General features: G+C 68.4%; 20 protein-coding genes. 12 read left to right on the top strand and 8 right to left on the bottom strand.

The annotated features are described in order from the left end of the window. Window positions 1-79: 79 nt before the first annotated feature. Genes nth through OG817_RS34990 form a run of 4 tightly spaced genes read left to right on the top strand, consistent with a single transcriptional unit; the run spans window position 80 to window position 3,379 of the window. The gene (gene nth, locus OG817_RS35005; protein WP_393394483.1) at window positions 80-856 is read left to right on the top strand and encodes an endonuclease III; all 777 of its coding nucleotides are present in this window, start codon (window positions 80-82) and stop codon (window positions 854-856) included. Next, window positions 853-1,443 carry a TlpA family protein disulfide reductase gene (locus OG817_RS35000; protein ID WP_406049099.1) on the top strand — a complete coding sequence of 197 codons (591 nt, stop codon included), beginning with the start codon at window positions 853-855 and terminating at the stop codon, window positions 1,441-1,443. Before nth ends, OG817_RS35000 begins: the two co-directional genes overlap by 4 nt. Continuing rightward, the gene (locus OG817_RS34995) at window positions 1,440-2,210 is read left to right on the top strand and encodes an NUDIX hydrolase (protein WP_406049098.1); all 771 of its coding nucleotides are present in this window, start codon (window positions 1,440-1,442) and stop codon (window positions 2,208-2,210) included. Before OG817_RS35000 ends, OG817_RS34995 begins: the two co-directional genes overlap by 4 nt. Further along, window positions 2,207-3,379 (top strand): MarP family serine protease, encoded by a 1,173-nt coding sequence (locus tag OG817_RS34990; protein ID WP_396390978.1) that lies wholly within the window; start codon window positions 2,207-2,209, stop codon window positions 3,377-3,379. Before OG817_RS34995 ends, OG817_RS34990 begins: the two co-directional genes overlap by 4 nt. Window positions 3,380-3,744: 365 nt before the next feature. Here the strand turns inward: OG817_RS34990 and OG817_RS34985 are convergent, their stop codons facing one another. From OG817_RS34985 to OG817_RS34970, 4 genes are all read right to left on the bottom strand, one after another. Then, complete coding sequence (locus OG817_RS34985) at window positions 3,745-4,596, bottom strand: alpha/beta fold hydrolase (RefSeq protein ID WP_406049097.1); 852 nt, start codon at window positions 4,594-4,596, stop codon at window positions 3,745-3,747. 53 nt (window positions 4,597-4,649) lie between these two features. Next, entirely contained in the window at window positions 4,650-5,111 is a 462-nt protein-coding gene (locus OG817_RS34980) for a phage holin family protein (protein ID WP_406049096.1), read from the bottom strand. Between the two features lie 82 nt (window positions 5,112-5,193). Further along, the gene (nhaA, locus tag OG817_RS34975; protein WP_406049094.1) at window positions 5,194-6,408 is read right to left on the bottom strand and encodes a Na+/H+ antiporter NhaA; all 1,215 of its coding nucleotides are present in this window, start codon (window positions 6,406-6,408) and stop codon (window positions 5,194-5,196) included. Between the two features lie 91 nt (window positions 6,409-6,499). Then, a complete protein-coding gene (locus OG817_RS34970) occupies window positions 6,500-7,447 on the bottom strand; it encodes a glutathione S-transferase family protein (RefSeq protein ID WP_406049093.1) in 948 nt (315 codons plus the stop codon). A 211-nt stretch (window positions 7,448-7,658) separates the two neighbouring features. On the opposite strand from OG817_RS34970, the gene OG817_RS34965 reads away from it, so the two are divergent. Next, window positions 7,659-8,417: a GntR family transcriptional regulator gene (locus OG817_RS34965; RefSeq protein ID WP_396390983.1), complete on the top strand. Its 759-nt coding sequence runs from the start codon at window positions 7,659-7,661 to the stop codon at window positions 8,415-8,417. Here the strand turns inward: OG817_RS34965 and OG817_RS34960 are convergent. Continuing rightward, window positions 8,402-8,977 (bottom strand): AAA family ATPase, encoded by a 576-nt coding sequence (locus OG817_RS34960; protein WP_406049091.1) that lies wholly within the window; start codon window positions 8,975-8,977, stop codon window positions 8,402-8,404. The two genes, OG817_RS34965 and OG817_RS34960, sit on opposite strands and share 16 nt — an antisense overlap. Before the next feature lie 7 nt (window positions 8,978-8,984). Further along, window positions 8,985-9,659 carry a sugar isomerase domain-containing protein gene (locus OG817_RS34955; protein WP_406049089.1) on the bottom strand — a complete coding sequence of 225 codons (675 nt, stop codon included), beginning with the start codon at window positions 9,657-9,659 and terminating at the stop codon, window positions 8,985-8,987. Window positions 9,660-9,781: 122 nt separating this feature from the next. Here OG817_RS34955 and OG817_RS34950 point away from each other — a divergent pair, with 122 nt between their 5' ends. The 3 genes from OG817_RS34950 to OG817_RS34940 all read left to right on the top strand — a co-directional run bounded on the left by OG817_RS34950 (window position 9,782) and on the right by OG817_RS34940 (window position 14,788). Then, window positions 9,782-10,219 (top strand): MarR family winged helix-turn-helix transcriptional regulator, encoded by a 438-nt coding sequence (locus OG817_RS34950; RefSeq protein ID WP_396390987.1) that lies wholly within the window; start codon window positions 9,782-9,784, stop codon window positions 10,217-10,219. 232 nt (window positions 10,220-10,451) lie between these two features. Continuing rightward, on the top strand, window positions 10,452-12,386 hold the full coding sequence (gene acs, locus OG817_RS34945; RefSeq protein WP_406057578.1) for an acetate--CoA ligase: 1,935 nt from the start codon (window positions 10,452-10,454) through the stop codon (window positions 12,384-12,386). Between the two features lie 308 nt (window positions 12,387-12,694). Next, a complete protein-coding gene (locus OG817_RS34940) occupies window positions 12,695-14,788 on the top strand; it encodes a DUF222 domain-containing protein (protein WP_406049087.1) in 2,094 nt (697 codons plus the stop codon). A gap of 89 nt (window positions 14,789-14,877) precedes the next feature. On the opposite strand, the gene OG817_RS34935 is transcribed toward OG817_RS34940, so the two are convergent. Next, window positions 14,878-15,306 carry a hypothetical protein gene (locus tag OG817_RS34935; RefSeq protein WP_406049085.1) on the bottom strand — a complete coding sequence of 143 codons (429 nt, stop codon included), beginning with the start codon at window positions 15,304-15,306 and terminating at the stop codon, window positions 14,878-14,880. Between the two features lie 431 nt (window positions 15,307-15,737). Between OG817_RS34935 and OG817_RS34930 the strand changes: the two genes are divergently transcribed. From OG817_RS34930 to OG817_RS34915, 4 genes are all read left to right on the top strand, one after another. Further along, window positions 15,738-15,947 carry a hypothetical protein gene (locus OG817_RS34930; protein ID WP_406049084.1) on the top strand — a complete coding sequence of 70 codons (210 nt, stop codon included), beginning with the start codon at window positions 15,738-15,740 and terminating at the stop codon, window positions 15,945-15,947. 10 nt (window positions 15,948-15,957) lie between these two features. Continuing rightward, window positions 15,958-16,404, top strand: coding sequence for a hypothetical protein (locus tag OG817_RS34925; protein ID WP_406049083.1), 447 nt, complete (start codon window positions 15,958-15,960; stop codon window positions 16,402-16,404). A gap of 60 nt (window positions 16,405-16,464) precedes the next feature. Continuing rightward, the gene (gene asnB, locus OG817_RS34920) at window positions 16,465-18,333 is read left to right on the top strand and encodes an asparagine synthase (glutamine-hydrolyzing) (protein WP_406049081.1); all 1,869 of its coding nucleotides are present in this window, start codon (window positions 16,465-16,467) and stop codon (window positions 18,331-18,333) included. Between the two features lie 70 nt (window positions 18,334-18,403). Then, window positions 18,404-18,820: a MarR family winged helix-turn-helix transcriptional regulator gene (locus OG817_RS34915; protein WP_406049080.1), complete on the top strand. Its 417-nt coding sequence runs from the start codon at window positions 18,404-18,406 to the stop codon at window positions 18,818-18,820. 14 nt (window positions 18,821-18,834) lie between these two features. Here the strand turns inward: OG817_RS34915 and OG817_RS34910 are convergent, their stop codons facing one another. Next, window positions 18,835-22,425: a discoidin domain-containing protein gene (locus OG817_RS34910; protein WP_406049078.1), complete on the bottom strand. Its 3,591-nt coding sequence runs from the start codon at window positions 22,423-22,425 to the stop codon at window positions 18,835-18,837. Window positions 22,426-22,540 lie beyond the last annotated feature (115 nt).

The following is a 22,540-nucleotide window of genomic DNA, read 5'->3' as shown; positions in this document are numbered from 1 at the left end:
CGGCACCGGGTCGTGTACACCCGGTTGCCCCAAAACCGTAGCCCCTCGGGTGTCGGACCCGCCACGTAGGCTGTCCTGCATGCCATCCCCGCGTGTCGCGGCTCCGGTCCCAGGGCCGCTGCCGACAGTACCTCTGAAGCTCCCCCGCAAGGCGCCGGTCTTCGTCGACGAGACGCACACCCAGCTGGTCCGCCGGGCCCGGAAGATGCACAAGGTGCTCACCGAGACGTATCCGGACGCTCACTGCGAGCTGGACTTCACCACTCCGCTCGAGTTGCTGGTGGCCACCATCCTGTCGGCCCAGACCACCGACGTGCTGGTGAACAAGGTGACCCCGGGCCTGTTCGCGAAGTACCCGAACGCCCAGGCCTACGCGGAGGCGGACCGGGAGGAGCTGGAGGCGATCCTCAAGCCGACCGGCTTCTTCCGGGCCAAGACCAACAGCGTGATGAAGCTCGGCCAGGCCCTGGTCGACGACTACGACGGCGTCGTACCGAACAAGCTGACCGAGCTGGTCAAGCTGCCCGGCACCGGCCGCAAGACGGCGAACGTGGTGCTCGGCAACGCCTTCGGCATCCCCGGGATCACCGTCGACACCCACTTCGGCCGGCTGGTACGCCGGTTCGGCTGGACCACCGAGCAGGACCCGGTCAAGGTCGAGCACATCATCGGTGACCTGTTCCCGAAGAAGGACTGGACGATGCTCTCGCACCGGCTGATCTTCCACGGCCGCCGTCGCTGCCACGCCAAGAAGCCGGCCTGCGGCGCCTGCCCGGTGGCCCAGTGGTGCCCGTCGTACGGCACCGGCCCGACCAACCCCGAGGCCGCGGCGAAGCTGGTGAAGGTCCCGGCATGAGGGTGCGCAGGACGCTGTGGGCGGTCGGCTGGATTGTCGCCGGACTGCTCCTGGCGTCGTGTGGATCCGACCAGCCCAGCGCGACGGACCCGACCACTCGGTCCTCGGTCGCCGGCGCCGACAAGCTGGCGGCCTGCCCGTCGACCGAGTCGAAACCGCCGGTCAGCAACGGACTTCCGGACCTGAGCCTGCCCTGCCTGGGCAGCGGGCCCGACATCAGGCTCGCGGACCTCCGCGGCCCACTCGTCATCAACGTCTGGGCCCAGTGGTGCACTCCGTGCCGCGAAGAAGCGCCGTACCTGGCGGATCTGGCGAAGCGGGCGACCGGGAAGGTGCAGCTGCTGGGGATCGACTACGACGATCCGCGGGCCGAGCTGGCGGTGAAGTTCGCCGGCGATCAGCAGCTGAGCTACCCGCACCTGGTGGACACGGACAAGCAGTTGCGCCAGCCGTTCAAGATCGGCGGGCCACCGATCAGCGTGTTCGTCAACTCCGACGGTGCGATCGCCTACGTCCACCACGGACCGTTCACGTCGCAGCAGCAGCTGGACCAACTGGTGCGGGACAAGCTGGGAGTGGCGTTGTGACGTTCGAGGGTGTGGAGATCCCGGACTGGCTGCAGTCGCTGGCGAAGGCGTCCGAGGAGGTCGACCCGAAGCTGTTGTCCCGCTTCCTGCCGCCGGACGATCCGTCCGTGCGGCAGTCCGCCGTTCTGATCTTGCTTGCCGATGGCAACGACGGGCCGGAGGTGCTGCTGACCGAGCGGGCCTGGACGTTGCGGCGGCACGCCGGGCAGATGGCGTTCCCGGGTGGCGGCGTCGATCCGGAGGACGGCTCCGGTGACGAGGGCCTGGTGCGGACCGCCTTGCGGGAGGCCGAGGAGGAGACCGGTCTGGACCCGGCCGGCGTCGTACCGTTCGCGATCTGGCCGCCGCTCTGGGTGCCGGTGAGCAACTTCGGGGTGTCGCCGGTGCTGGCCTGGTGGCGGGAGCCGTCGCCGGTCGCAGTGGTCGATCCGGCCGAGGTCGCGTCGGTGCACACCGTGCCCGTCAGCGCGCTGGTCGATCCGGCGAACCGGATCAGCTGCCTGCACCCGTCCGGATTCACGGGGCCGGCGTTCACTGTCGGCGACCTGTACATCTGGGGTTTCACCGCCGGGCTGCTGGACAAATTGCTGGTGCTGGGCGGCTGGGCGCGCGACTGGGACCCCTCGGTCGTCGTACCGTTGCCCGACCGACTGGTCGAGGCGGCCTGGCGGAGCGAGGGGCGACGACCGGAGGACGTGCGGCGGCTGACCGCCATCGAGCACGACCTCGGCCGTCCGGACGGTGACGAGTCGGAAGGTGTGGAGTGAGCAAGCTCGACTACGCGCTGCTGATCATCACCGCGCTGGTGGCGATCTCGGGGTACATCGAGGGGTTCGTCCTCGGTGCCTGCGCCACAATCGGCCTGCTCGCCGGTGCCGCGGTCGGCGTCTGGGGCGTACCGCGGGTGCTGGACAACTTCTCGCCGAGCGTTTCGGTCTCGTTCGCCGCGCTGGTGCTGGTCGTGGTGCTCGCCTCGATCGGGCGGACGATAGGTGCCGTCCTGGGATCCAGACTCAGGAACAAGATGACCTGGCGGCCGGTGAAGGCCGTCGATGCCCTCGGTGGTGCCGCGCTGGCGGCGGTCTCGGTGCTGATCGTCTCGTGGGTGCTCGGTGTCGCGGTGAGCGGCGCCCGGATTCCGAGCGTGACGTCCGCCGTCCGCGGCTCGCAGGTGCTGGCGAAGGTCGACCAGGTGCTGCCGAGCCGCGCCGACCAGGCCCTGCAGGCGTTCAACGACGTCGTGAACACCGACCTGTTTCCGCGCTTCCTCGACCCGTTCGTGCCGGAGCGGATCCGCGAGACGCAACCGCCGGATTCCGCGATCGCCCGGCAGCCGATGGTCCGGCAGGCCTACACCCGGATCGCCAAGGTCACCGGGGTCGCGAGTTGCTCGCGCGGCCTCGAGGGAAGCGGGTTCGTGTACGCGCCGCAGCGGGTCATGACGAATGCCCACGTCGTCGCCGGTGTCGGCTCGCCGCAGGTCGAGGTCAACGGGAAGTCGTACGACGCGACCGTCGTACTGTTCGACCCTGAGGTCGACGTCGCGGTGCTGTACGTGCCCAAGCTGGACATAGCGCCGCTGAACTTCGACCTGAACGGCAAGGCGGACGACCCGGCGGTCGTGCTCGGGTACCCGGAGAACGGTCCGTTCGACTCCGAGCCGGCCCGGATCCGGTCCGAGGAGCGGCTCCGCGGTCCGGACATCTACGGCGACCGCACGGTCACCCGGCAGGCGTTCTCGATCTGGGCCTCGGTCCGGCCGGGCAACTCCGGCGGCCCGCTGCTGTCGTCCAAGGGCACCGTGTACGGCGTGGTGTTCGCGGCATCGGTCGAGGACAACCGGACCGGTTACGTCCTGACCGCCGAACAGGTCGCCGACGACGCCCGCGACGGCGCCAACGCCACCCAGGAGGTCTCCACCCAGACCTGCACGTGAGGTCGTGCAGCAGATCGGCGCCGCCGCCGCGCTGAAGGGGTGTGACGTTGACGATCGAGACGACGAGATCGGCGAGCTGCTCCGGGAGACCTTCACGGAGAAGGAACACCCACCGGACATTTGCCCGAGGCAACCAAGGGGCCCGCTGTGGCTCCGATCCTGCTGGCCGCGGCCGCGATCCTGGCCGTCGTCGCGGGCGCTCTGGTCGGCGTCCGGTGGCTGACCGGCCCCTCTGACAGCCAGTACCTCGACGGGATGTTTCACGCGTCGCTTCGCGGAGATCTCAGTCGGCGAACTCGAGCCGTCGGGGAAGCCGGCGGTCATCGGGACCTCCGGTACGGGGGAGCGCACGCCCACTGCCTGCTCTACCCCCGGAGGGACGCCAGCCAGTCCACAAGCTGGGTGTTGAACAGGTCCGGCGCTTCCTCGTGCGGGAAGTGGCCTGACGGGGTGAGCAGTTCATGGCGGAGCGGTGCCGTGATCAGGCGAGGAGGGGTGACCGCGGTCGGCGACACCGCCGCGTCCTGTGCCCCGTAGATCTGCAGCACGGGTACGGCGATCGGCGTACGCATCCTGGCCGAGTACTTGCGCCCGTCGGGGCGCAGCCGGGACCGGGCGAACCAGCGGTGGTACTCGAGCGCACAGTGCGGTGCCGGCCAGACCTGCAAGGCGGCGCGGTAGCGGCGGGACGCCTCGGCGTCGGGGAAGCTGCCGCCGGGCGCCGCCCACGCGCGGAGGAGCTGTTCGATGTGCATGCCGTCCTGGGCGAGCAGACGACGCTCGGGCAGGATCGGCAGCTGGAACCACGCGGTGCGCGTCAGCGCCTTCGGCTGACCGGACCGGGCCAGCAGAAGCGGGTGTGGTGCCGAGACCGCGGCCAGCGCCCGGACCTGACGCGGCGCGAGTACGGCGGCCGACCAGCCGATGAAGCCACCCCAGCCGTGACCGACCACGACGGCGTCGGTGGCGCCGAGCGAGCGGATGACGCCGGAGACATCAGCGGCGGCGGTGTAGGGGTCGTAACCGCGTGGGGTCTTGTCGCTGGCGCCGTACCCGCGCAGGTCCATCGCGACAGCGCGGTAGCCGGCCGCGGCGACCACCGGCAGCTGGTGACGCCAGGCCCACCAGAACTCGGGAAAGCCGTGCAGGAACAGGACCAGTGGGTCGTCGGCCGCTCCGCATTCGGCGACGTGGAACCGTGCTCCGTTGGCCGCCACCAGTGAGTGCGACCAAGGCCCGTCGACCAGCAGGTCGACGACACCTGCCGGGCTCAGCGCCGTCCGCCGGGCTCAGGAGGGGCGGTGGGCGCAGGAGGGGCGGCGGGGAGGCTCACATCGTCGCCCTTGCCGATCGCCTTGAGTGCGTCGACCGACTCCTTCGACGTCTTGATCGCGCGCTCCGGACCCTTCGCGCTGCTGAGGGACCGCTTGCCGATCAGCACCAGGACGGCGGCGATCACCAGATAGATCCCGGCGGTGGCCAGGAAGGCGAGCGCCGGGTGCAGGCCGAGCGCGGTGAACGCGTAGGCCAGAGCGATGGACAGCAGGACGATCGCCAGCAGCGCCAGGAAGGCTGCGCCGGCGAACAGGCCCGCGCCGGTGCCGGCCTTGACCGCGGACTTCTTCAGCTCGGTCTTCGCCAGCTCGATCTCGCTGCGGACCAGGTTGGACAGGTCCTTGCTGGCGTTCGCGACGAGCTGGCCGACCGTGGGCTCGTCCCCGTTCTGCCCCATCGACATGGCACTCCTTCCACCGGTCCGTGCCCCGACACTACCGCCGCCGTTACCCAACCCCATGCATCTGGCGGAGCGCGGCTCAGTCGGCGTACGCGCGGTTGCGGCGGAACAGCAGCGCGGCGGCGATCACGGCGGACAACAGCGAGGCGACCAGGACTGCGGCCTTGGCCCGTTCGACCTGCGCGATGTCGTCGGCGAACGCCAGCCCGGCGATCAGCAGAGCGACGGTGAACCCGATGCCCGCGAGCACCGACACGGCGCCGACGTCCCGCCAGGACAGGTCGGAGTTCAGCTCGGCCCGGGTGAAGCGCGCGGTCACCCACGACCCGCCGAACACACCGATCATCTTGCCGAGCACCAGCCCGGCGACCACTCCGATGGCGACCGGATCGGTGAGCATCTCGCGTAGGGCGTTCCCGCTCAACGTCACCCCGGCGGCGAACAACGCGAACAGCGGTACGGCGACACCCGCCGACCACGGCCGGAGCCGGTGCTCGATTCGTTCGGCGGGCGCGTGCTCCTCACCTGGATCGGGGACGACGCGAGTGACCAGGCCAAGGGCGACGCCGGCGATCGTTGCATGGATCCCCGACTCGTACATGAACCACCAGGCCCCGATCGCGATCGGCACGTACAGGAACGGCGTACGGACGCGGCGACGCTGGAGCACGTACCAGACGGCGATCAGTGCGGCCGAAGCGAGCAGCGACAGCAGGTGGAAACCGTGCGCGAAGAACACGGCGATCACGAGGATGGCGCCGAAGTCGTCCACCACCGCGAGCGTGAGCAGGAAAGCTCGCAGTGCACTCGGCAGCGACGAGCCGACGATCGCGAGCACCGCAAGGGCGAATGCGATATCCGTTGCCGTCGGCACCGCCCAGCCGTCCGGCCGGCCGTCCTCGGCGGTCAGGTTGATCGCGAGGTAGATGATTGCCGGGAGCACCATTCCGGCCAGGGCCGCGGCCACCGGCACCACCGCCTCGCTGATCCGCGAGAGCGTGCCGACCACGAACTCACGCTTCAGCTCGACTCCGGCCAGGTAGAAGAACAACGTCAGCGCGCCGTCGGAAGCCCACGCCTCCACGGTCAGCGGACCGACCTGGGCGTCGCTCACCTGGTGATAGGTGTCCTGCCACGGAGAGTTGGCCCACACCAGCGCGACCACTGCGGCGGCGAGGAGCAGCAGACCACCGGTGGTCTCGGCCCGCAGGGTGTCGGCCAGGAAGGCACGTTCCCGCCCCAGGATGCGGGGAAACGCTCGCTTCTTCTGCCGGATCCTCGGGGGCTCACTCATGCATCGGGCCTTCGCTCGGGGTCACTCGGACGAACGCCGACCAGACTTCCCGGCACACCCGAAGCTGGATTCTACCTCGTGAGCCGCCCGGTCAGGTGGTCCAGACGCGGGGGTCGGGGCCCTTGGGGACGATGCCGGTCGGATTGATGTTGTCGTGGGTGAGGTAGTAGTGGCGTTTGATCTGGCCGAAGTCGACGGTGTCGCCGAAGGCCGGGAGTTGGTACAGGCGGCGGGTGTACGGCCAGAGGTTGGGGAACTCGGTCAGCTTGTTGCGGTTGGCCTTGAAGTGGCCGTGATAGACGGCATCGAAGCGGACCAGCGTGGTGAACAGCCGGATGTCGACCTCGCGCAGCGTGTCGCCGAGCAGGTACGGCCGATCCGCCAGCCGCTCCTCGAGTACGTCGAGCCGCGCGAACAGAGCGTCGTACGCCGCCTCGTACGCCTCCTGCGTGGTCGCGAAGCCGCAGCGGTACACGCCGTTGTTCACGTCCCGGTAGATGTCCTCGATCAGCTCGTCCATCTCGGCGCGATCCGCCGGGATCAGTTGCGGCGCACCCTCGCGATGGTGGTCGGTCCACTCGGTCGACAGGTCGAGCGTGATCTGGGGGTAGTCGTTCGTGACGACCGAACCGGTCACGGTGTCGATGATCGTCGGCACCGTCACGCGACCCTCGTACGTCGGGTCGGTCCGCCGGTACGCGTCGGCCAGGAACTCGATGCCGAGCACCGGATCACGCCCGTCCGGATCGAGGGTGAACCGCCAGCCGCGCTCGTCCCGGATCGGGTCGACGATCGCCAGGCTGATCGCATCCTCCAGGCCGAGCAGCTTGCGCACGATCACGGATCGGTGCGCCCACGGACACGCCAGGCTGACCACCAGCCGGTACCGGCCAGGCTCGACCGGCCAGCGGTCCTGGTCGTCGGGACCCTCGCCCGGACCGGCGGCAGCATCGCGCGTGATCCGGCCGGTGAATCGGTTGCCCTGGCGTTCCCATTCGCCGGACACTGAGCTTTCCTTCACGAACTGTGCGGGGCTCATAACGGTAAAACTACCCCCGGCGCTGGAATCGCCCGGCCGCGGACGGTCGCTGGCCGTGAGCCGGTAACTGACGTTACAGTCTGGCTGACAAGGTCGTCCGGGACAGCGCCGTCGCGGTCGGCCGGAGCAGCTCGAACGATCAGGACCACGACCGCGGCACGCGCCCCCCGGCAACCGGTTTGCCGGGCACATTCCCAGGGATACTGAGCTCATGGCCCGCCCACGGAACAACCCCGGCGATCTCGCCGAACTCCCCACGGAGCTTCGGACCGATCGCCCGAAGGGTGACCAGATTCGCGAGATTCTGGAGAAACTCACCCGCTCGCTCGCCGTCGGTACGGTGCTGCCGTCCGAGCGCGTGCTGGCGGAGCGGTTCGGCGTGGCCCGGATGACGGTGCGCCAGGAAGTCGACCGGGTGGTGGCCGAAGGACTGGCCGCCCGTCGACCCGGCGGTGGCACCTTCGTCGCCGAGCCGCGGCCGACCCGGATCCTCGCGTCGTCGTTCAGTCAGGACATGATCGACCGCGGTATCACGCCGGGCGCCAAGGTGCTCGAGCATCGCGTCGGCGCGGCCGGCGAGGAGCTGGCCCGCGAGCTGGAGGAGCCGGTCGGCACCCCGGTGCTGCACCTGGTCCGCCTGCGGACCGCGGACGGCGAGCCGATGGCAGTCGAGCGCACGGCACTGTCGTTGCGGCGATGGCCGGGCCTCGACGAGGTCGACTTCACCGAGAAGTCCCTGTACGGCGTGCTGTCGTCACGCTGGGGTGTCGCCCTCGGGATGGTGTCCGCGTCGATCGTCGCGGCTCCACCGGACCCGATCGACGCCCAGCTGCTCGAGATCGACTCGACCACCCCGTGCCTGATCATCACCTCGGCCCCGCGGACCGCGAACGACCAGGTGATCGAATTCGGCCGCTCGGTCTACCGCTCGGACCGCTACGACATCACGGTGGCCTACCGCGCCACCTGACCTAGCTCGAGGTAGGCCTCGACCTCTTTGAGGATCAGGTCCATCGGCTCCGTCGCGTCCACCTGCAGATACCCCTGCGTCGGCCGCTTCGTCAGGTGCAGCCACCCTCGAAACCCCTGCTCGCCGTCGGCGTCCGCATCGCCGAGATCGACCGGTGGCAGGCCGACGCCTCGACGCTGGCTTCGCATCGGGACTCTGGCTCTGAGTCGACTGTCGATCACCGCGAGATCGTCCGTACGGGATTCCACGTACTTGTAGGCGACACCGCGCTCATCGGCGATCTCCCGGCCCGTCGCCATGATCTCCTCGTACTGGCAAGGGCTGTCGATCACCACGCTGAACCCCTGATCCACGAGGCTCCGAGTCAACGCATACATGACTGGGTAGGCGGCCCTGCCGCTGCCTTCGGCCGGCACGCCACCATCGAGAACAGCGCTCCTGATGACATCGAGATCCACGACGACCGCGCCGTACCGGGCACCGACGTGTCGCGCGATCGTGGATTTGCCGGAGCCCGGAACACCCGACATCTGCAGGAGAAACTGCCTGACATCGCTCATGGCCTGGCTAGACGTTCAGACTGCGGAGGATGTTCGGGGTCTCGCCGGCGGCGGTGAGCTTGGTGACGATTTCCACCGTCAGCGCCTGCACGAGCAGCGCGCCGATCATCGTCGAGGTGGCGCCGGTCCGTTCCGGGCTGCCGTCGACCTCGATCAGCGCGTCACCCGGCACGCCGCAGTTGTCGATCACCACGTCCGCGGTCTCGAACAGCCGCTGACCACCCGGCGCTCGCGAAGTCGTCGCCGTACTGTGGGCCATCGACGTCAGCGCGATCACCAACGCACCACGCTTCCGCGCTCCGAGCGCGAACTCGACCGGTACGGCGTTCCGCCCCGAGTTCGACGCGATCAGTACGACGTCACCCGCGGCGATCTCGTTGATCTCCAGCAGTACGTCGGCCAGCCCGGGAAGCCGCTCGAGCAGCGAACTCTTCTGCAACCCCTCGTGCAGCATCAGCCCGGGCTCGAGCACCGCCCGAACGTCGGCCAACCCGCCGGCCCGTCCATACAACTCCTCGGCGATCAGGTGGCTGTGCCCGGTCCCGAACACCCAGAACACCCGCCCCGCGAGCGTCGCCTCGACCACCAGACCAGCCGCGACCCGAATCGCCCCGGCTTGCGTCTCCGCCGCCCGCCGAGCGACGTCCAACGCCTTCTCCATGTACTCCTCAGCCCCAGCCATGACGCCGAACCTACCGACCCGACGACGGCTCCACCAGGAACTCACCTGGACCTCTTCTGGAACTCTTCCGGCACTCTTCCGGACTGGAATCGTAGGACCGGCCAACGGATAGACTCCGGGCCGTGGACGAGCAGACGCCCAGCGTGTTGTTACAGACGCCCAGTTGGTTGCTGACCCAGAGCGCGGCGCACGCGCAACGGATCGTGACCGAGTCCTTCGCGGCCGCGGGAGCGCGGCAGTACCACTTCCGCCTGCTCGCGACGCTGGTCGAGTTCGGCCCGGCCAGTCAGGCGACGCTCGGCCGGCACACCGCCATCGACCGCAGCGACGTGGTTGCCGCCCTCAACGAACTGGTCGACGAAGGGTACGTCGAGCGTACCCCGGACCCCGCCGACGGACGCCGCAACATCATCACCATCACCGCCTCGGGCCGCCGCCGGCACAAACGCCTCACGACGCTGGTCGCGAAGGCCCAGGACGAGATCTTCGCCGCGCTGTCGCCGACGGACCGCAAACGCCTGACCACCCTGCTCGCCCGCGTCCTGTCCCAGCACCAGTGACCCAGCACTAGTGACGCACCACCAGTGACGCACCACCCGTGACTCACCGTCCGGCCCGGAATTGGTCCTCTTCGGCGCAGATCGGGGACTGCTCGGCGATACAGCGGTTCCGCGCCGGGGGCTGCGGTTGGTAGAAAGGTAGCCGGGCGCTCCAGCGCGCCGAAGCCAGCGAGGAGGAGTCGTCGACGTGACGAATGCAGAGTCACCCCAGTCCGAGGCACTGTCGAACCTGATGCACGAGGAGCGCAGGTTCGAGCCGCCCGCGGACCTGGCCGCCAACGCGAACGTCAAGGCCGATGCCTACGACCGCGCCGCCGCCGACTTCGAGGGGTTCTGGGCCGAGCAGGCCAAGCGCGTGACCTGGTCGGTGGAGCCGACCGAGACGCTGGACTGGAGCAACGCGCCGTTCGCGAAGTGGTACGCCGACGGCAAGCTGAACGCGGCGTACAACTGCGTCGACCGGCACGTAGAGAACGGCCTCGGCGACAAGGTCGCGTACTACTTCGAGGGCGAGCCCGGCGACACCCGGGAGATCACCTACGCCCAGCTCAAGGACGAGGTCAGTAAGGCCGCCAACGCGCTGCTCGAACTGAACGTCCAGCCCGGTGACATCGTCGCCATCTACATGCCGATGATCCCCGAGACCGTGGTGGCGATGCTCGCCTGCGCCCGGATCGGTGCCCCGCACACGGTCATCTTCGGCGGCTTCTCCGCGGACGCGCTCAAGGGCCGGATCCTGGACTGCGACGCCCGCGTCGTGATCACCTCCGACGGCGGCTACCGCCGGGGAGCGCCGGCGGCGCTGAAGCCCGCGGTGGACGCCGCGCTGGTGGACTGCCCCGACGTACGCAATGTGCTCGTGGTGAAGCGGACCGGCCAGGAGACCGCAATGGTCGAGGACCGCGACCTGTGGTGGGAGGACTTCGTCGGCAAGCAGTCTGTGGACCACACACCTGAGGCTTTCGACGCGGAGCACCCGCTCTATGTGATGTACACGTCCGGCAGCACGGGCAAGCCGAAGGGCATCCTGCACACGACCGGCGGCTACCTGGTCGGTACGTCGTACACGCAGTGGGGCGTCTTCGACCTCAAGCCGGACACCGACGTGTACTGGACCGCGGCCGACATCGGCTGGGTCACCGGCCACAGCTACATCGTGTACGGCGCCCTCGCGAACGCGACCACCTCCGTGCTTTACGAAGGCACCCCGGACACCCCGCACCAGGGCCGCTGGTGGGAGATCGTCCAGAAGTACAAGGTCTCGATCCTGTACTGCGCCCCGACCGCGATCCGCACGTTCATGAAGTGGGGCGCCGAAATCCCGGCGAAGTTCGACCTGTCCACGCTGCGGGTCATCGGGTCGGTCGGAGAGCCGATCAACCCGGAGGCCTACATCTGGTACCGCGAGAACATCGGCGGCAACAAGGCGCCGGTCGTGGACACCTGGTGGCAGACCGAGACCGGCATGCACATGATCTCGCCGCTGCCGGGCGTGACCGCAGGCAAGCCGGGCGCCGCGATGAAGGCGATCCCGGGCGTCAGCGTCGACGTCGTCGACGACGCTGGCAAGTCCGTGCCGGACGGCTCCGGCGGCTACCTCGTCATCACCAAGCCGTGGCCGGCCATGCTGCGCACGCTGTGGGGTGACGACGACCGGTTCGTCGAGACCTACTGGTCGCGCTGGCCGGGGGTCTACTTCGCCGGTGACGGTGCGAAGAAGGACGAAGACGGCGACCTGTGGCTGCTCGGCCGGGTCGACGACGTGATGAACGTATCCGGCCACCGCCTGTCCACCACCGAGATCGAGTCTGCCCTGGTTTCACACCCGAAGGTCGCCGAAGCCGCTGTCGTCGGCGCCTCCGACCCGACCACCGGCCAGGCGATCGCCGCCTTCGTCATCCTTCGCTCGGAGGCGGGCGACGGTGGACCGGACGTGGTCCAGGAGCTCCGCAACCACGTCGCCAAGGAGATCGGCCCGATCGCCAAACCACGTCAGATCATGGTCGTGGCCGAGCTCCCCAAGACCCGCTCCGGCAAGATCATGCGCCGCCTGCTCCGCGACGTCGCCGAAAACCGCGAGGTAGGCGACGTCACCACCCTCGCCGACTCCACCGTCATGGACCTCATCAAGGCCAACCTGGAATCCGGCAAATCCGACGAGGACTAAGACTGCTGCTCTGCCTGTGAGCCCTCGGGTCATCCCGAGGGCTCACGCACGTGTTCATCCCCCAGCGTCCTACGCAGCTACTCCTCCGTTGCACGCCACCGAATACATGGGTCCGAATACATGGGTCCGCATTCATGGGTCCGCGTCATCCGCCAGACAGCTGTCTGCAGAGCCGGCCGACCCATTCACCCGAGATAATTGCTATCAGCAACTGATTCACCGGATCGTCAACCCTGTAACGACATTCGCGTCAGCGTGCCGCAGTCGGCGGATTTGATGATATCGAACATCTGTTCTAATGTAATCGCATGACAGGGATTGCTCAGGCGGTCGACAGCGGACAGGTCATCGCCGATGACCTCGACTGGCCGTGCAATGTCGCGGTGCCGGAGGATCTCGACATCCCTGCGGATCCTGACGATCCGAATGGACCGCGGTTCGTCAGTGAACAAGATGAGTGGGATGCCGAACTCGACGTCCTGCTCGGCCGGAACCGGTTCTCCCGCGTCGACATACTCGAATGGGAGCTGTGGGACGGCCACGACCAAGACCAGGCCGAACGGGAACTGCTGCGCCGCACTGCCCCGCCCTGGGTGTTGCTGCCACCCGGCGGTGACCTCGCCACCGCGCTGGAACAGACCCGGCCGGAGGCGATGTCACCGATGGCCCTGATCGAACTGATGAAGGCCGCCGACCGCCTGACCAGCTGGGCCGAAGCGATCAAGGCCACCGCCATGGCCTCCTTCTACCGCCAACGCCAGGCCGAACACCGCGAATCTCCGCGCCCGACCCAACTCGACACGAACGGCCGCCCGATCGACCCCGAGCGTTCCTGGTACGCCGAGATCGCCCTGGCCCTCGGGCTGTCGCCGAATACCGTCGGCCGCCGCGTCGACACCGCCCTGCGGCTCACCTCGACGTTGTCGGCCACCCACACCGCACTCCGATGCGGGGCCCTGACCTGGGGCAAGGCCCTGGCGATCTCCGAGGCCACCAGCCAACTGCCCGACCCCGCCGCCCAAGCGGTGCAGGCACACGTCCTGAAGCGCGCCCCCGGCCAAACCCACCGGAACCTGCAGCACTCGCTGCGCCGCCAGGTCGCCAAGCACACCAGTCGTGAAATGGCCGAGGATCACCGCGCCGCCACCACCGACCGCACCTGCAAGATCGTGCCCCTGTCCAACGGCATGGCCGGCCTGTGGATAGTCCACACCAGCGACAAGATCCAGCAAATCTGGATCGCCATCCAAGCCATGGCCACCCTCGCCAAACGCGGCACCCCCACCCCCGATCCCACCCCCGGCAACTCGACCAACACTGGTGTCGCCGATCCGGGCCACCCCACGCGGCCGGACGGTCCCGCACGCGTGGGAGGTGGTAAGGCGCGGCCAGACGACACTGCCAGCCAAGGCAATGCCGAGCCACCCCCTGACGAGGGTGCCGCGAGCCGAGGCGATGGTCAGCTACGCACTAACGATGGTGCTGCGGGCCGAGGCGATGCCGAGCCACGCCCTGACGAGGGTGTTGTGGGCCGAGGCGATGGTCAGCTACGCCCTGACGAGGGTGCTACGGGCCGAGGCGATGGTCAGCCACGCCCTGACGAGGGTGGCGTGAACGGTGATGCGGCATCGAAGGACGCCCGGACTGCCGAGCAGCGCCGCGCCGACGTCGCAGCCGACCTGTTCGAACACATCCTCCACAACGGCCTGGACTGGCTCGGCCGCCGCCTACCCGACCAGCACCGCCGCCGACCCCACATCGAAGTCGTCGTCCCGGCGACCACCCTGCTCGGCCTCGACAACGACCCGGCCGAGCTGACCGGCTACGGCCCCATCCCCGCCGAGATGGCTCGCCGCATCGCTGCGGACGGGACCTGGCGACGACTCCTCACTGACCCCACCAACGGCACCGTCCTCGAAGCCTCCACCACTCGCCACGACCCCGGCGCCCTCGTCACCGAAACCCTGCTCGCCCGCCACCCCGTCTGCGCCTGGCCCGGCTGCAACCGCACCTCCCGCGACTGCGACCGCGACCACCTCACGCCTTTCGCGCGATCCGGCGCCACCACTCTCAGCGGGCTCGCGCCGTACTGCGAATACCACCACGTCATCAAAGACACCCCCACCTGGGGCTGGACCACCACCAGCCACCCCGACGGGACCATCACCCTCACCACCCCCAGCGGCCACCGCTACACCACCGTCCCACCCGCCCGCGGCCCCATCACCCAACCACCAGCCACCGAACCAACCCGCGCCGCCGAACCAACCCGCGCCGCCGAACCAACCCGCGCCGCCGAACCAACCCGCGCCGCCGAACCAACCCGCGCTGCCGAGTTGCCTTGTCCCGCGTCCATGGCGCCGGGTCAGCGGGCAGCCAACGCCGATTCGCCGCCGTTCTGACGATCAGGTGGTGGACGTGCAGTGTCGTCACCAATCCGTGCCGGCGAATCAACCCGTGCCGGCGAACCAACCCGTGCCACCGAACCGGCTCACCCCGCCACACCGACCCGCGCCGCCACAGCAATCCGCGCCGCCACACCGACCCGCGCCGCCACAGCAATCCGCGCCGCCACACCGACCCGCGCCGCCACAGCAATCCGCGCCGCCACACCGACCCGCGCCGCCACAGCAATCCGCGCCGCCACACCGACCCGCGCCGCCACAGCAATCCGCGCCGCCACACCGACCCGCGCCGCCACAGCAATCCGCGCCGCCACACCGACCCGCGCCGCCACAGCAATCCGCGCCGCCACACCGACCCGCGCCGCCACAGCAATCCGCGCCGCCACACCGACCCGCGCCGCCACAGCAATCCGCGCCGCCACACCGACCCGCGCCGCCACAGCAATCCGCGCCGCCACACCGACCCGCGCCGCCACAGCAATCCGCGCTGCCGAGTTGCCCTGTCCCGCGTCCATGGCGCCGGGTCAGCGGGCAGCCAACACAGATCTACCGCCGTTCCGACGATCGGGTGGACGTGCACTGTCGTCACCAATCCGTGCCGGCGAACCAATCCGAGCCGGTGAACCAACTCGTGCCGGCGAATCAACCCGTGCCGCCGAGTTGTTTGCCTCTGCGCGGGGCTGCGTCGGACGGGACCTCATGCGATCCGCCGCCGTTCTGCCCAGCCGGTCGACCACGTACGTTTTGCCGCTCGTGCCGCTCGTGCCGCTCGTGCCGCTCGTGCCGCTCGTGCCGCTCACCTGAGGTCGCCCCCCTGTCGCAGCCGGCACGGTGGGCCGAGAGTCGCAGGTGCTGCCTGGTCGGTCAGTAGTTGCAGCTCCAGTTCATAGTTGCAGTTCCATTTCGTCGACCAGCACGGGCGCCAGCGACTCCAAACCTCGACTCCATGTCCTCGACGGCCTGCCCCTTCGGCGAGCTTCTCGAGCAGCTCGGCCAGCTCAGGTTCTCCTTCGCCAGTACGGCGGCCGCTCGGGTGCGAACCTCGCCTCTCCTCGTCAGTACGGCGGCTGCTCGGGTGCGAACGTCGTCGGTCAGCGAGGAGTCCGCAGGCCGTGCCCGCGATCTCCAGGCGTTGCTTGCACCGGGATGCGCTTAGGCTGCCGGGCATGACTGCCGTCGTCGCGATCATTCATGCGGGGCTCGCGGCGGCTTGGGTCGGGGGGATGGCTTACTCGTTGTTCGTGGTGCAGCCGAAGCTGAAGCGGTACTTCGGGCCTGATCAGGAGGGGCGGGAGACGCTGACCGCGGTGATTGCCTCGGGCAATCGATGGAAGGTGGTCGGGCTGATCGGGGCGATCGCGGTGACCGGCGTCGTACTGCTGCTGCTCGACCACGACCACGACCACTGGTGGATCCATGCGATCAAGGCCGTGCTGCTACTCGGTGCCAGCGGCATCTTTTGGTACGTCTCCTGGCGGCACTGGCCCCAGCGGGTTTTCGCGACCGCGGCAGAACTGCCTGCGCTGCAACGACGGCTCGTCGTCCTCGCGAGCACGATGCTCGGGCTCACCGGGCTCGCGTTCGCGCTCGGAGTACTCGCCGCGCACGTGTGAGAGATCAGTCACGGATGCGTCCGTTGTGACCACACATCGTCAGAAATACATTGGAATTGAATGTATCTCCTGGAGAGGAGCGCGACGACGATGTGTGGCATCACCGGATGGGTGGCCTACCGGCACGATCTGGGCACCGAGCGCGACGTGATCGACGCGATGACGGAGACGATGTCGTGTCGCGGACCGGACGCACGAGGCACCTGGTACGCCGCGCACGTCGCCCTCGGGCACCGACGACTGGCCGTCATCGACCTCCCGGGCGGTGAGCAGCCGATGACCACGCACGTCACCGCGGAAGGCCGCCAGGTCACCCTCGGCATGGTCTACAGCGGTGAGGTCTACAACTACACAGAACTGCGCGACGAGCTCCGCCGCCGCCGGCACCCGTTCACGACCGACTCCGACACCGAGGTCGTCCTGCGCGCCTATGCCGAGTGGGGTACGGCGTTCGCCGAGCGGCTGAACGGGATGTACGCGCTGGCCATCTGGGACCCGCGGATCGAGACCCTGGTGATGGTCCGCGACCGGATGGGCATCAAGCCGTTCTTCTACTACCCGACCACCGACGGTGTGCTGTTCGGCTCGGAGCCGAAGGCGATCCTGGCGAACCCCAACGTGACCCCCGCGGTCGAGATCGACGGGCTGCGCGAACTGCTCACGGTGTCGAAGACCCCTGGCGCCTCGCTGTGGGCCGGCATGTCCGAGGTCGAGCCGGGCACTGTCGTCACTGTCGACCGGGCCGGGATCCACGCCAGCCACTACTGGCGGCTGCAAACCAAGGCACACACCGACGACCAGGACACGTCCGTCGCGCAGGTGCGTGAACTGCTCGACGACATCACCCGCCGCCAGTTGGTCGCCGACGTACCGCGCTGTGTACTGCTGTCCGGCGGACTCGACTCCAGCGCGATCACCGGGCTCGCGGCCGGTCAGCTGGCCGAGGACGGCCACAAGGTCCGCAGCTTCGCGGTCGATTTCGCGGGCCACGCGGACAACTTCCGGCCGGACGAGCTCCGGAGTACCCCGGACACGCCGTACGTGCATGACGTCGCTGACCTGGTCAAGTCGCAGCACTCCGACATCGTGCTGGACAACTCCGTGCTGACCGATCCGGAGATCCGGCGGAAGGTGATCCGGGCGAACGACGCGCCGTTCAGCGGGGACATCTTCAACTCGCTGTACCTGCTGTTCAAGGCGATCCGCGAGCAGTCCACGGTCGCTCTGTCCGGCGAGTCGGCCGACGAAGTGTTCGGCGGCTACCTGTGGTTCCACGACCCGGCGGTGCGAGAGATACCGATCTTCCCGTGGATCGCGTACATGATGACGCGGCGCGGCGACGGGCCGGTGAGCGTACTGCGGCCCGAGCTGCGGAAGGCACTCAACCTCGGAGGGCACCTACGCGATCGGTACGCCGAGGCCGTCGCCGAGGAGGAACGGCTCGACGGGGAGTCCGACGACGAGTGGACGATGCGGAAGATCTGCTACCTGCACCTGACCCGGATGGTGCGGATCCTGCTCGATCGCAAGGACCGGATGAGTATGGCGGTCGGACTGGAGGTGCGGGTGCCGTTCTGCGACCACCGGCTGGTGGAGTACGTGTACAACACCCCGTGGTCGCTGAAGACTTTCGACGGCAAGGAGAAGAGCCTGCTCCGCGCCGCCACCCGGGACGTCCTGCCCGAGTCGGTCGCCGAACGCAAGAAGTCGCCGTACCCGCAGACCCAGGACGCGGCGTACACCGAGGCGCTGGCGGGTCAGGTGCGCGGTCTGCTGGCGGACAACCACGCTGTGTTCGATCTGGTCGACCGGAACGCTCTCGAGCCCTTCACGACGGCCGAGGCAGCGCGGGGACGCCGGCATCTCGAGCAAACGTTGTCACTCGCGACCTGGCTGGACCTCTATCAACCTGACCTCCGTCTGACCTGACCGGACCGATCCTTAGGAGATCCTTATCTAGCTGTGCCACGATTGGCGCCTCTCGTCGGAGGTGATCGCAATGGCACAGGAGACCCTGCAGCTGCTGGTGAGCATGCACCGGATCGTGCGGCACCTGCGCCGGAGCAGGACGACGGCAGTCCTGCATCCGACGCAGTTCCTCGCGCTGATGCTGGTCGCCGATGAGCAACCCATCCGGATCGGTGAGATCGCGACCCGGGTGCCGTGCTCGCAGCCGACCGCGACCACCACGGTCGCCTCCCTCGAGGAGGCCGGGCTCGTCCGTCGCGAGCCCGACCCCGTCGACGGCCGCGCCACCGCCGTCGTCCTGACCGAAGCCGGCGCTGCCACCGTCGAAGCCTCCGGCCGGCAGGCGGCTGCCGAACTCGGCAACCTGCTTAACCGGCTGAACGAAGAAGACCAGGCGCTGGTCCTCAAAGCCGGCGAAGCCCTCGCTCGAATAGCCGACGACCTCTGACCCATCTCTTCGGGTCAGTTGCGGGTGAGGGTGAAGGTCGACGTGGTGTTGCGGATGTCCACTGCGTTGTCGGTGAGGGTCAGATTGGTGAAGGTCGCGGCGCCTCGGGCCGGGCCCTCGCCGGGTTCGGGGAGTTCGTTGGCCCAGATGCCGAAGCCGGATTTGGCGTCGAACGCGTCGCCGGACTTGTGGGCGCCGGACACCGTGGTGTTGGTGAAGACCGTGTCCGCGACCGGGAACAACGGCGACCCGCCGACGTAGTCGGTCTGGAACATGATCCCGGAGTACGTCGGATCCGCCACGTCCAGATCACTGACCCGGATTCCCTGGAAGATCTTCGTCGCCGAGTAGATCCACACCGCCGGGAACGTCTGGTTGCCCCAGAAATGCCCGCCGGACCGTACGACGCTGGCGTTCTCGAACCGCGTCGGCGGCGTCGCACCGAACCCGTTCATCGGGATGCCGAAGTCGAGCGAGCTGATCGTGATCCCCGGGTAGGTGAGCATGTCCGCCGCGTACAGGTTGCGGAAGACGTTGTTCGTCCCGCCGTACACCGCGAACCCGGCGGCCCGCCAGGTCAGCGACGCGGACAGGTTCTCGAAGACATTGTCCCGGACCTCGCCACCACCGCTGTCGGTGGCGTTGAAGAGCGCGAAACTGTCGTCCCCGGTGGACCGGGCGTCGTTGTTGCTGACGGTGCTGCCCGCCGACCCGTTGGTCATGTTGATGCCGTCGGCAAAGGAATCCCGGATGCGCGAGTTCTTGATCACCGAGTTGTCGGTGTTCGCGCCCCAGTACAGGCACATCTGGTGTTCCGCCCAGATGTTGTCGATGGTCATGTCCGACGTACCGGCGAAGTTGAACACCTTGCCCGGCCCGTCGTTGCGGCTGTCGTAGTTCCCGAAGTACGAGAAGCCGCTGAACGTCGACCCGTTCGCCGACGACTGCGCGTCGAAGCCGACGTCGGTGTTCGCCTGGCTCTGCGGCGCAACGAAGCGGGTGTACCAGGGACCGGCGCCGGCAACGCGAACAGCCTTGCCGTACACGGTGAACTTCGACGATGTCTGGTACTCACCCGGCGGCAGATAGACACCCTGCAGCGCGCTGTCCTGCCGCACCCGGTCGAGCGCGTTCTGCACGTCCTGCTGGGTGAACCCGTTCGGCGTCACGAACCCGGCGCCCGGGTTCGCCAGCGGTGCCACGGCCTCGGTGTCGACGAAGTCGATCGAGTACGTCGTACTGTTCGCCGGGTCCTTCTGCAACCGGATCTTCGTCCCGGCCGGGAACGTCGAGTCCAGCATGACGTTCGCCTCGTCGTAGATGTGCCGCGCGGGCCCCGAGCCTGGTGAGTTGTTCGGCGAGGCCTCCGCGCCGTACAGCCAGGAGTACTTCGAGGTCAGCGGCAACGTCTTGTGGAAGCTGCCGTTCACGTACACGTTGATCGACGACGTGATGCCGCTACCGCCGGCCGAGTCCGGGATGGAGAACCGGGTGACGAGCGTGTTCGTGCTGGCCCGGGTGGTGAACTCGACGTACGAACCGTTCGAGTTCAGCGTCACCGCACGTCGCCCGGACGCCTCTCCAGCCAGGTCGCCGATGGTGCGGTTCGGCCCGATCACGGTGGCGCCGCCGCCGACCGAGGCGTCCTCGGCCTCGAGGTGGTCGTACGGCATGTTCGCGCCGCGACCGACGAAGAACGGACGCTCGCTGGTGTTGTTGGTCCGCTTCACCGGTAGTTCGTTGGCGTCGTCGGCGAGTATGACGCGCACGGTGTAACGCCCGTTCGCGGCCGTCCAATTGCCTAGAGCAACAGCGGCGGTGGTCGCACCGGGAGCGATCGCGCCGTTGTAGCTGCCCGTCAGAGTGGCGACTACTGTGCTTCCGTTGCGCACGGTCAGCGTGATGCCGTGAGCGCCGGACGCGGAGGCGACGCTGCCCTGGTTCTTCAGCGCGACCGAGAAGGCGACGCTGTTGCCCGCCGAGGGGTTACTTGGCGTCCAGTTCACCGCGGACGCGATCAGGTCCGAGCTGGCGACCGGAGTCACCACCAGCGGGCCGGAGGCGTTCGCGGTGTTGTTTCCGTCGTTCTGCTCGATGATCGCGTTCGACTCGTCGACCTTGGCGCTCAGTGCGTAGCTGCCGGCGTCGCGCGTCCCGATCGATGCGCTGACCGTTGTCGACGCTCCTGCTGCGAGTGCTCCTACAGCCGCCGTTCCCACCTTGCCGGAGCCGAGGTAGAAGTTCACGTCCGTCGCCGTGGAGCCCGCCGTACCAGTGTTGTTGACCGTCGCGCGGACAGTGATCGCATCGGTCTCGACCGGTGAGGTCGGCGTCCACGACACGTTCGCCAGGGTGAGATCCGGATTCGGCGCAGGTACGCCCATCACCTGCAGTTCGGCGACCTGGCCGGCCGGGGCGCCGGTGTTCGTGGTGAAGTTCAGCCGTACGTCGGCCACTCGTGCGCTGACCGGGATCGTCACGCTGTTCCCGCTCGCCGGACTGAAGTTGTACGACGCGCTCGGCACGATCGTGGTGAACCCGGACGCGCTCTGCTCCCGCCCGAGGATCGACAACGTCTGCGTCCGCGCTCCCCACGCCGAGTCCGGGTTGAGCCGGATCACGATCGAGCTGAGGTCGGCGTTCGACCCGAGTTCCGTGGTCAGCGTGGCCGGGTTGGCGTTGCCCTCCCAGTACGTCGTCACGTCGTCGTCGTTGGCGTTGGCCGGGACAAAGATGTGCACGTACCCGGAGGCGGTGATCGGCTTGCCGGCCGCAAGGTTGCTGCCCGGTCCCGAGCTGGTGTTCCGGGTCACGCTGTTGCTGTCCGGCGATTGGTTGCCCGCAGCATCCTTCGCGCGGACGAAGTAGGAGATCGTCGTACTGGCGGGCTGGTTGTCGGTGTAGGTGAGCACAGTGCCGGCCACGCTGGTGCGCAGTTGGCCGTTGGCGTAGACGTCGTACCCGGTGACTCCGACGTTGTCGGTGGAGGCGTTCCAGTTGAGCCGGATCTGGCCGGCGCCCGGTTCGGTGAGGGCCAGGTTGCCCGGGGCGGTGGGAGCCTGGGTGTCACCGGTCGCCGGGCCGTAGACCTCGAGCTCGGACAGTTGCCCGGCCGGCCAACCGGTGTTCGCGGTGATCCGGATGCGGACGAAGCGGGTGGTCGCGGTGCCGTAGTCGATGGTCACCGTGTTGCTGGGCGGATTGAACGCGCGGACGGCCGACGCCGACAGGTCGCTGAAGTTCTGCCCGTCGGTGCTGCCTTGGACCGCGAGGGTTTGGTTGCGGGCGTCCCAGCCCGACGTCGGCAGCTTGAGCATGACCTGGTTGGTGGCGACGGACGATCCGAGGTCGACCTGGACCCACTGCGGGAACGCGTTGTTCGCGCTTTCCCAGTAGGTGCCCTGGTTGCCGTCGGTCACGTTCGGCGCGACGTACGTCTGGGTGCTGCTGCTGGCCGACGCGGCCTTGCCGGCGGCGAGGTTGGGTCCGGCGAGTACGGCGGCAGCCGCCGTGCCGGCCGGGGTCGGGTGGATAAGTGGGGCGGCTGCGAGCGCGAGACTCGCGGCGAGCAAGGCGGTTGGCAGCCGCCACTTCGGGATTCGCATGGCCTCTCCTGGTGGGCGGGTGGTGAGGACGCAGGGGAGTAGCCGCGGCGCGAAGTCGGAAACTTGCTCGGGTTTTGCTCGTTTCTTGCGCAGCGCTGGCCCATTGTTACGGCAT

This window comes from Kribbella sp. NBC_00889 (genome assembly GCF_045207705.1).
Lineage (GTDB): Bacteria > Actinomycetota > Actinomycetes > Propionibacteriales > Kribbellaceae > Kribbella.
This window is presented reverse-complemented; position numbering and strand designations above follow the sequence as displayed.

Coding starts and splice junctions, on each gene's coding strand:
- OG817_RS34955 (WP_406049089.1), bottom strand. CDS start 9,659: ATGGCTGGGGCTGAGGAGTACATGGAGAAGGCGTTGGACGTCGCTCGG.
- OG817_RS34910 (WP_406049078.1), bottom strand. CDS start 22,425: ATGCGAATCCCGAAGTGGCGGCTGCCAACCGCCTTGCTCGCCGCGAGT.
- OG817_RS34970 (WP_406049093.1), bottom strand. CDS start 7,447: ATGAGCCCCGCACAGTTCGTGAAGGAAAGCTCAGTGTCCGGCGAATGG.
- asnB (WP_406049081.1), top strand. CDS start 16,465: ATGTATCTCCTGGAGAGGAGCGCGACGACGATGTGTGGCATCACCGGA.
- OG817_RS34960 (WP_406049091.1), bottom strand. CDS start 8,977: ATGAGCGATGTCAGGCAGTTTCTCCTGCAGATGTCGGGTGTTCCGGGC.
- OG817_RS34915 (WP_406049080.1), top strand. CDS start 18,404: ATGGCACAGGAGACCCTGCAGCTGCTGGTGAGCATGCACCGGATCGTG.
- acs (WP_406057578.1), top strand. CDS start 10,452: ATGCACGAGGAGCGCAGGTTCGAGCCGCCCGCGGACCTGGCCGCCAAC.
- OG817_RS34930 (WP_406049084.1), top strand. CDS start 15,738: ATGTCCTCGACGGCCTGCCCCTTCGGCGAGCTTCTCGAGCAGCTCGGC.
- OG817_RS34965 (WP_396390983.1), top strand. CDS start 7,659: ATGGCCCGCCCACGGAACAACCCCGGCGATCTCGCCGAACTCCCCACG.
- OG817_RS34935 (WP_406049085.1), bottom strand. CDS start 15,306: ATGGACGCGGGACAGGGCAACTCGGCAGCGCGGATTGCTGTGGCGGCG.
- nth (WP_393394483.1), top strand. CDS start 80: ATGCCATCCCCGCGTGTCGCGGCTCCGGTCCCAGGGCCGCTGCCGACA.
- nhaA (WP_406049094.1), bottom strand. CDS start 6,408: ATGAGTGAGCCCCCGAGGATCCGGCAGAAGAAGCGAGCGTTTCCCCGC.
- OG817_RS34925 (WP_406049083.1), top strand. CDS start 15,958: ATGACTGCCGTCGTCGCGATCATTCATGCGGGGCTCGCGGCGGCTTGG.
- OG817_RS34980 (WP_406049096.1), bottom strand. CDS start 5,111: ATGGGGCAGAACGGGGACGAGCCCACGGTCGGCCAGCTCGTCGCGAAC.
- OG817_RS34940 (WP_406049087.1), top strand. CDS start 12,695: ATGACAGGGATTGCTCAGGCGGTCGACAGCGGACAGGTCATCGCCGAT.
- OG817_RS35000 (WP_406049099.1), top strand. CDS start 853: ATGAGGGTGCGCAGGACGCTGTGGGCGGTCGGCTGGATTGTCGCCGGA.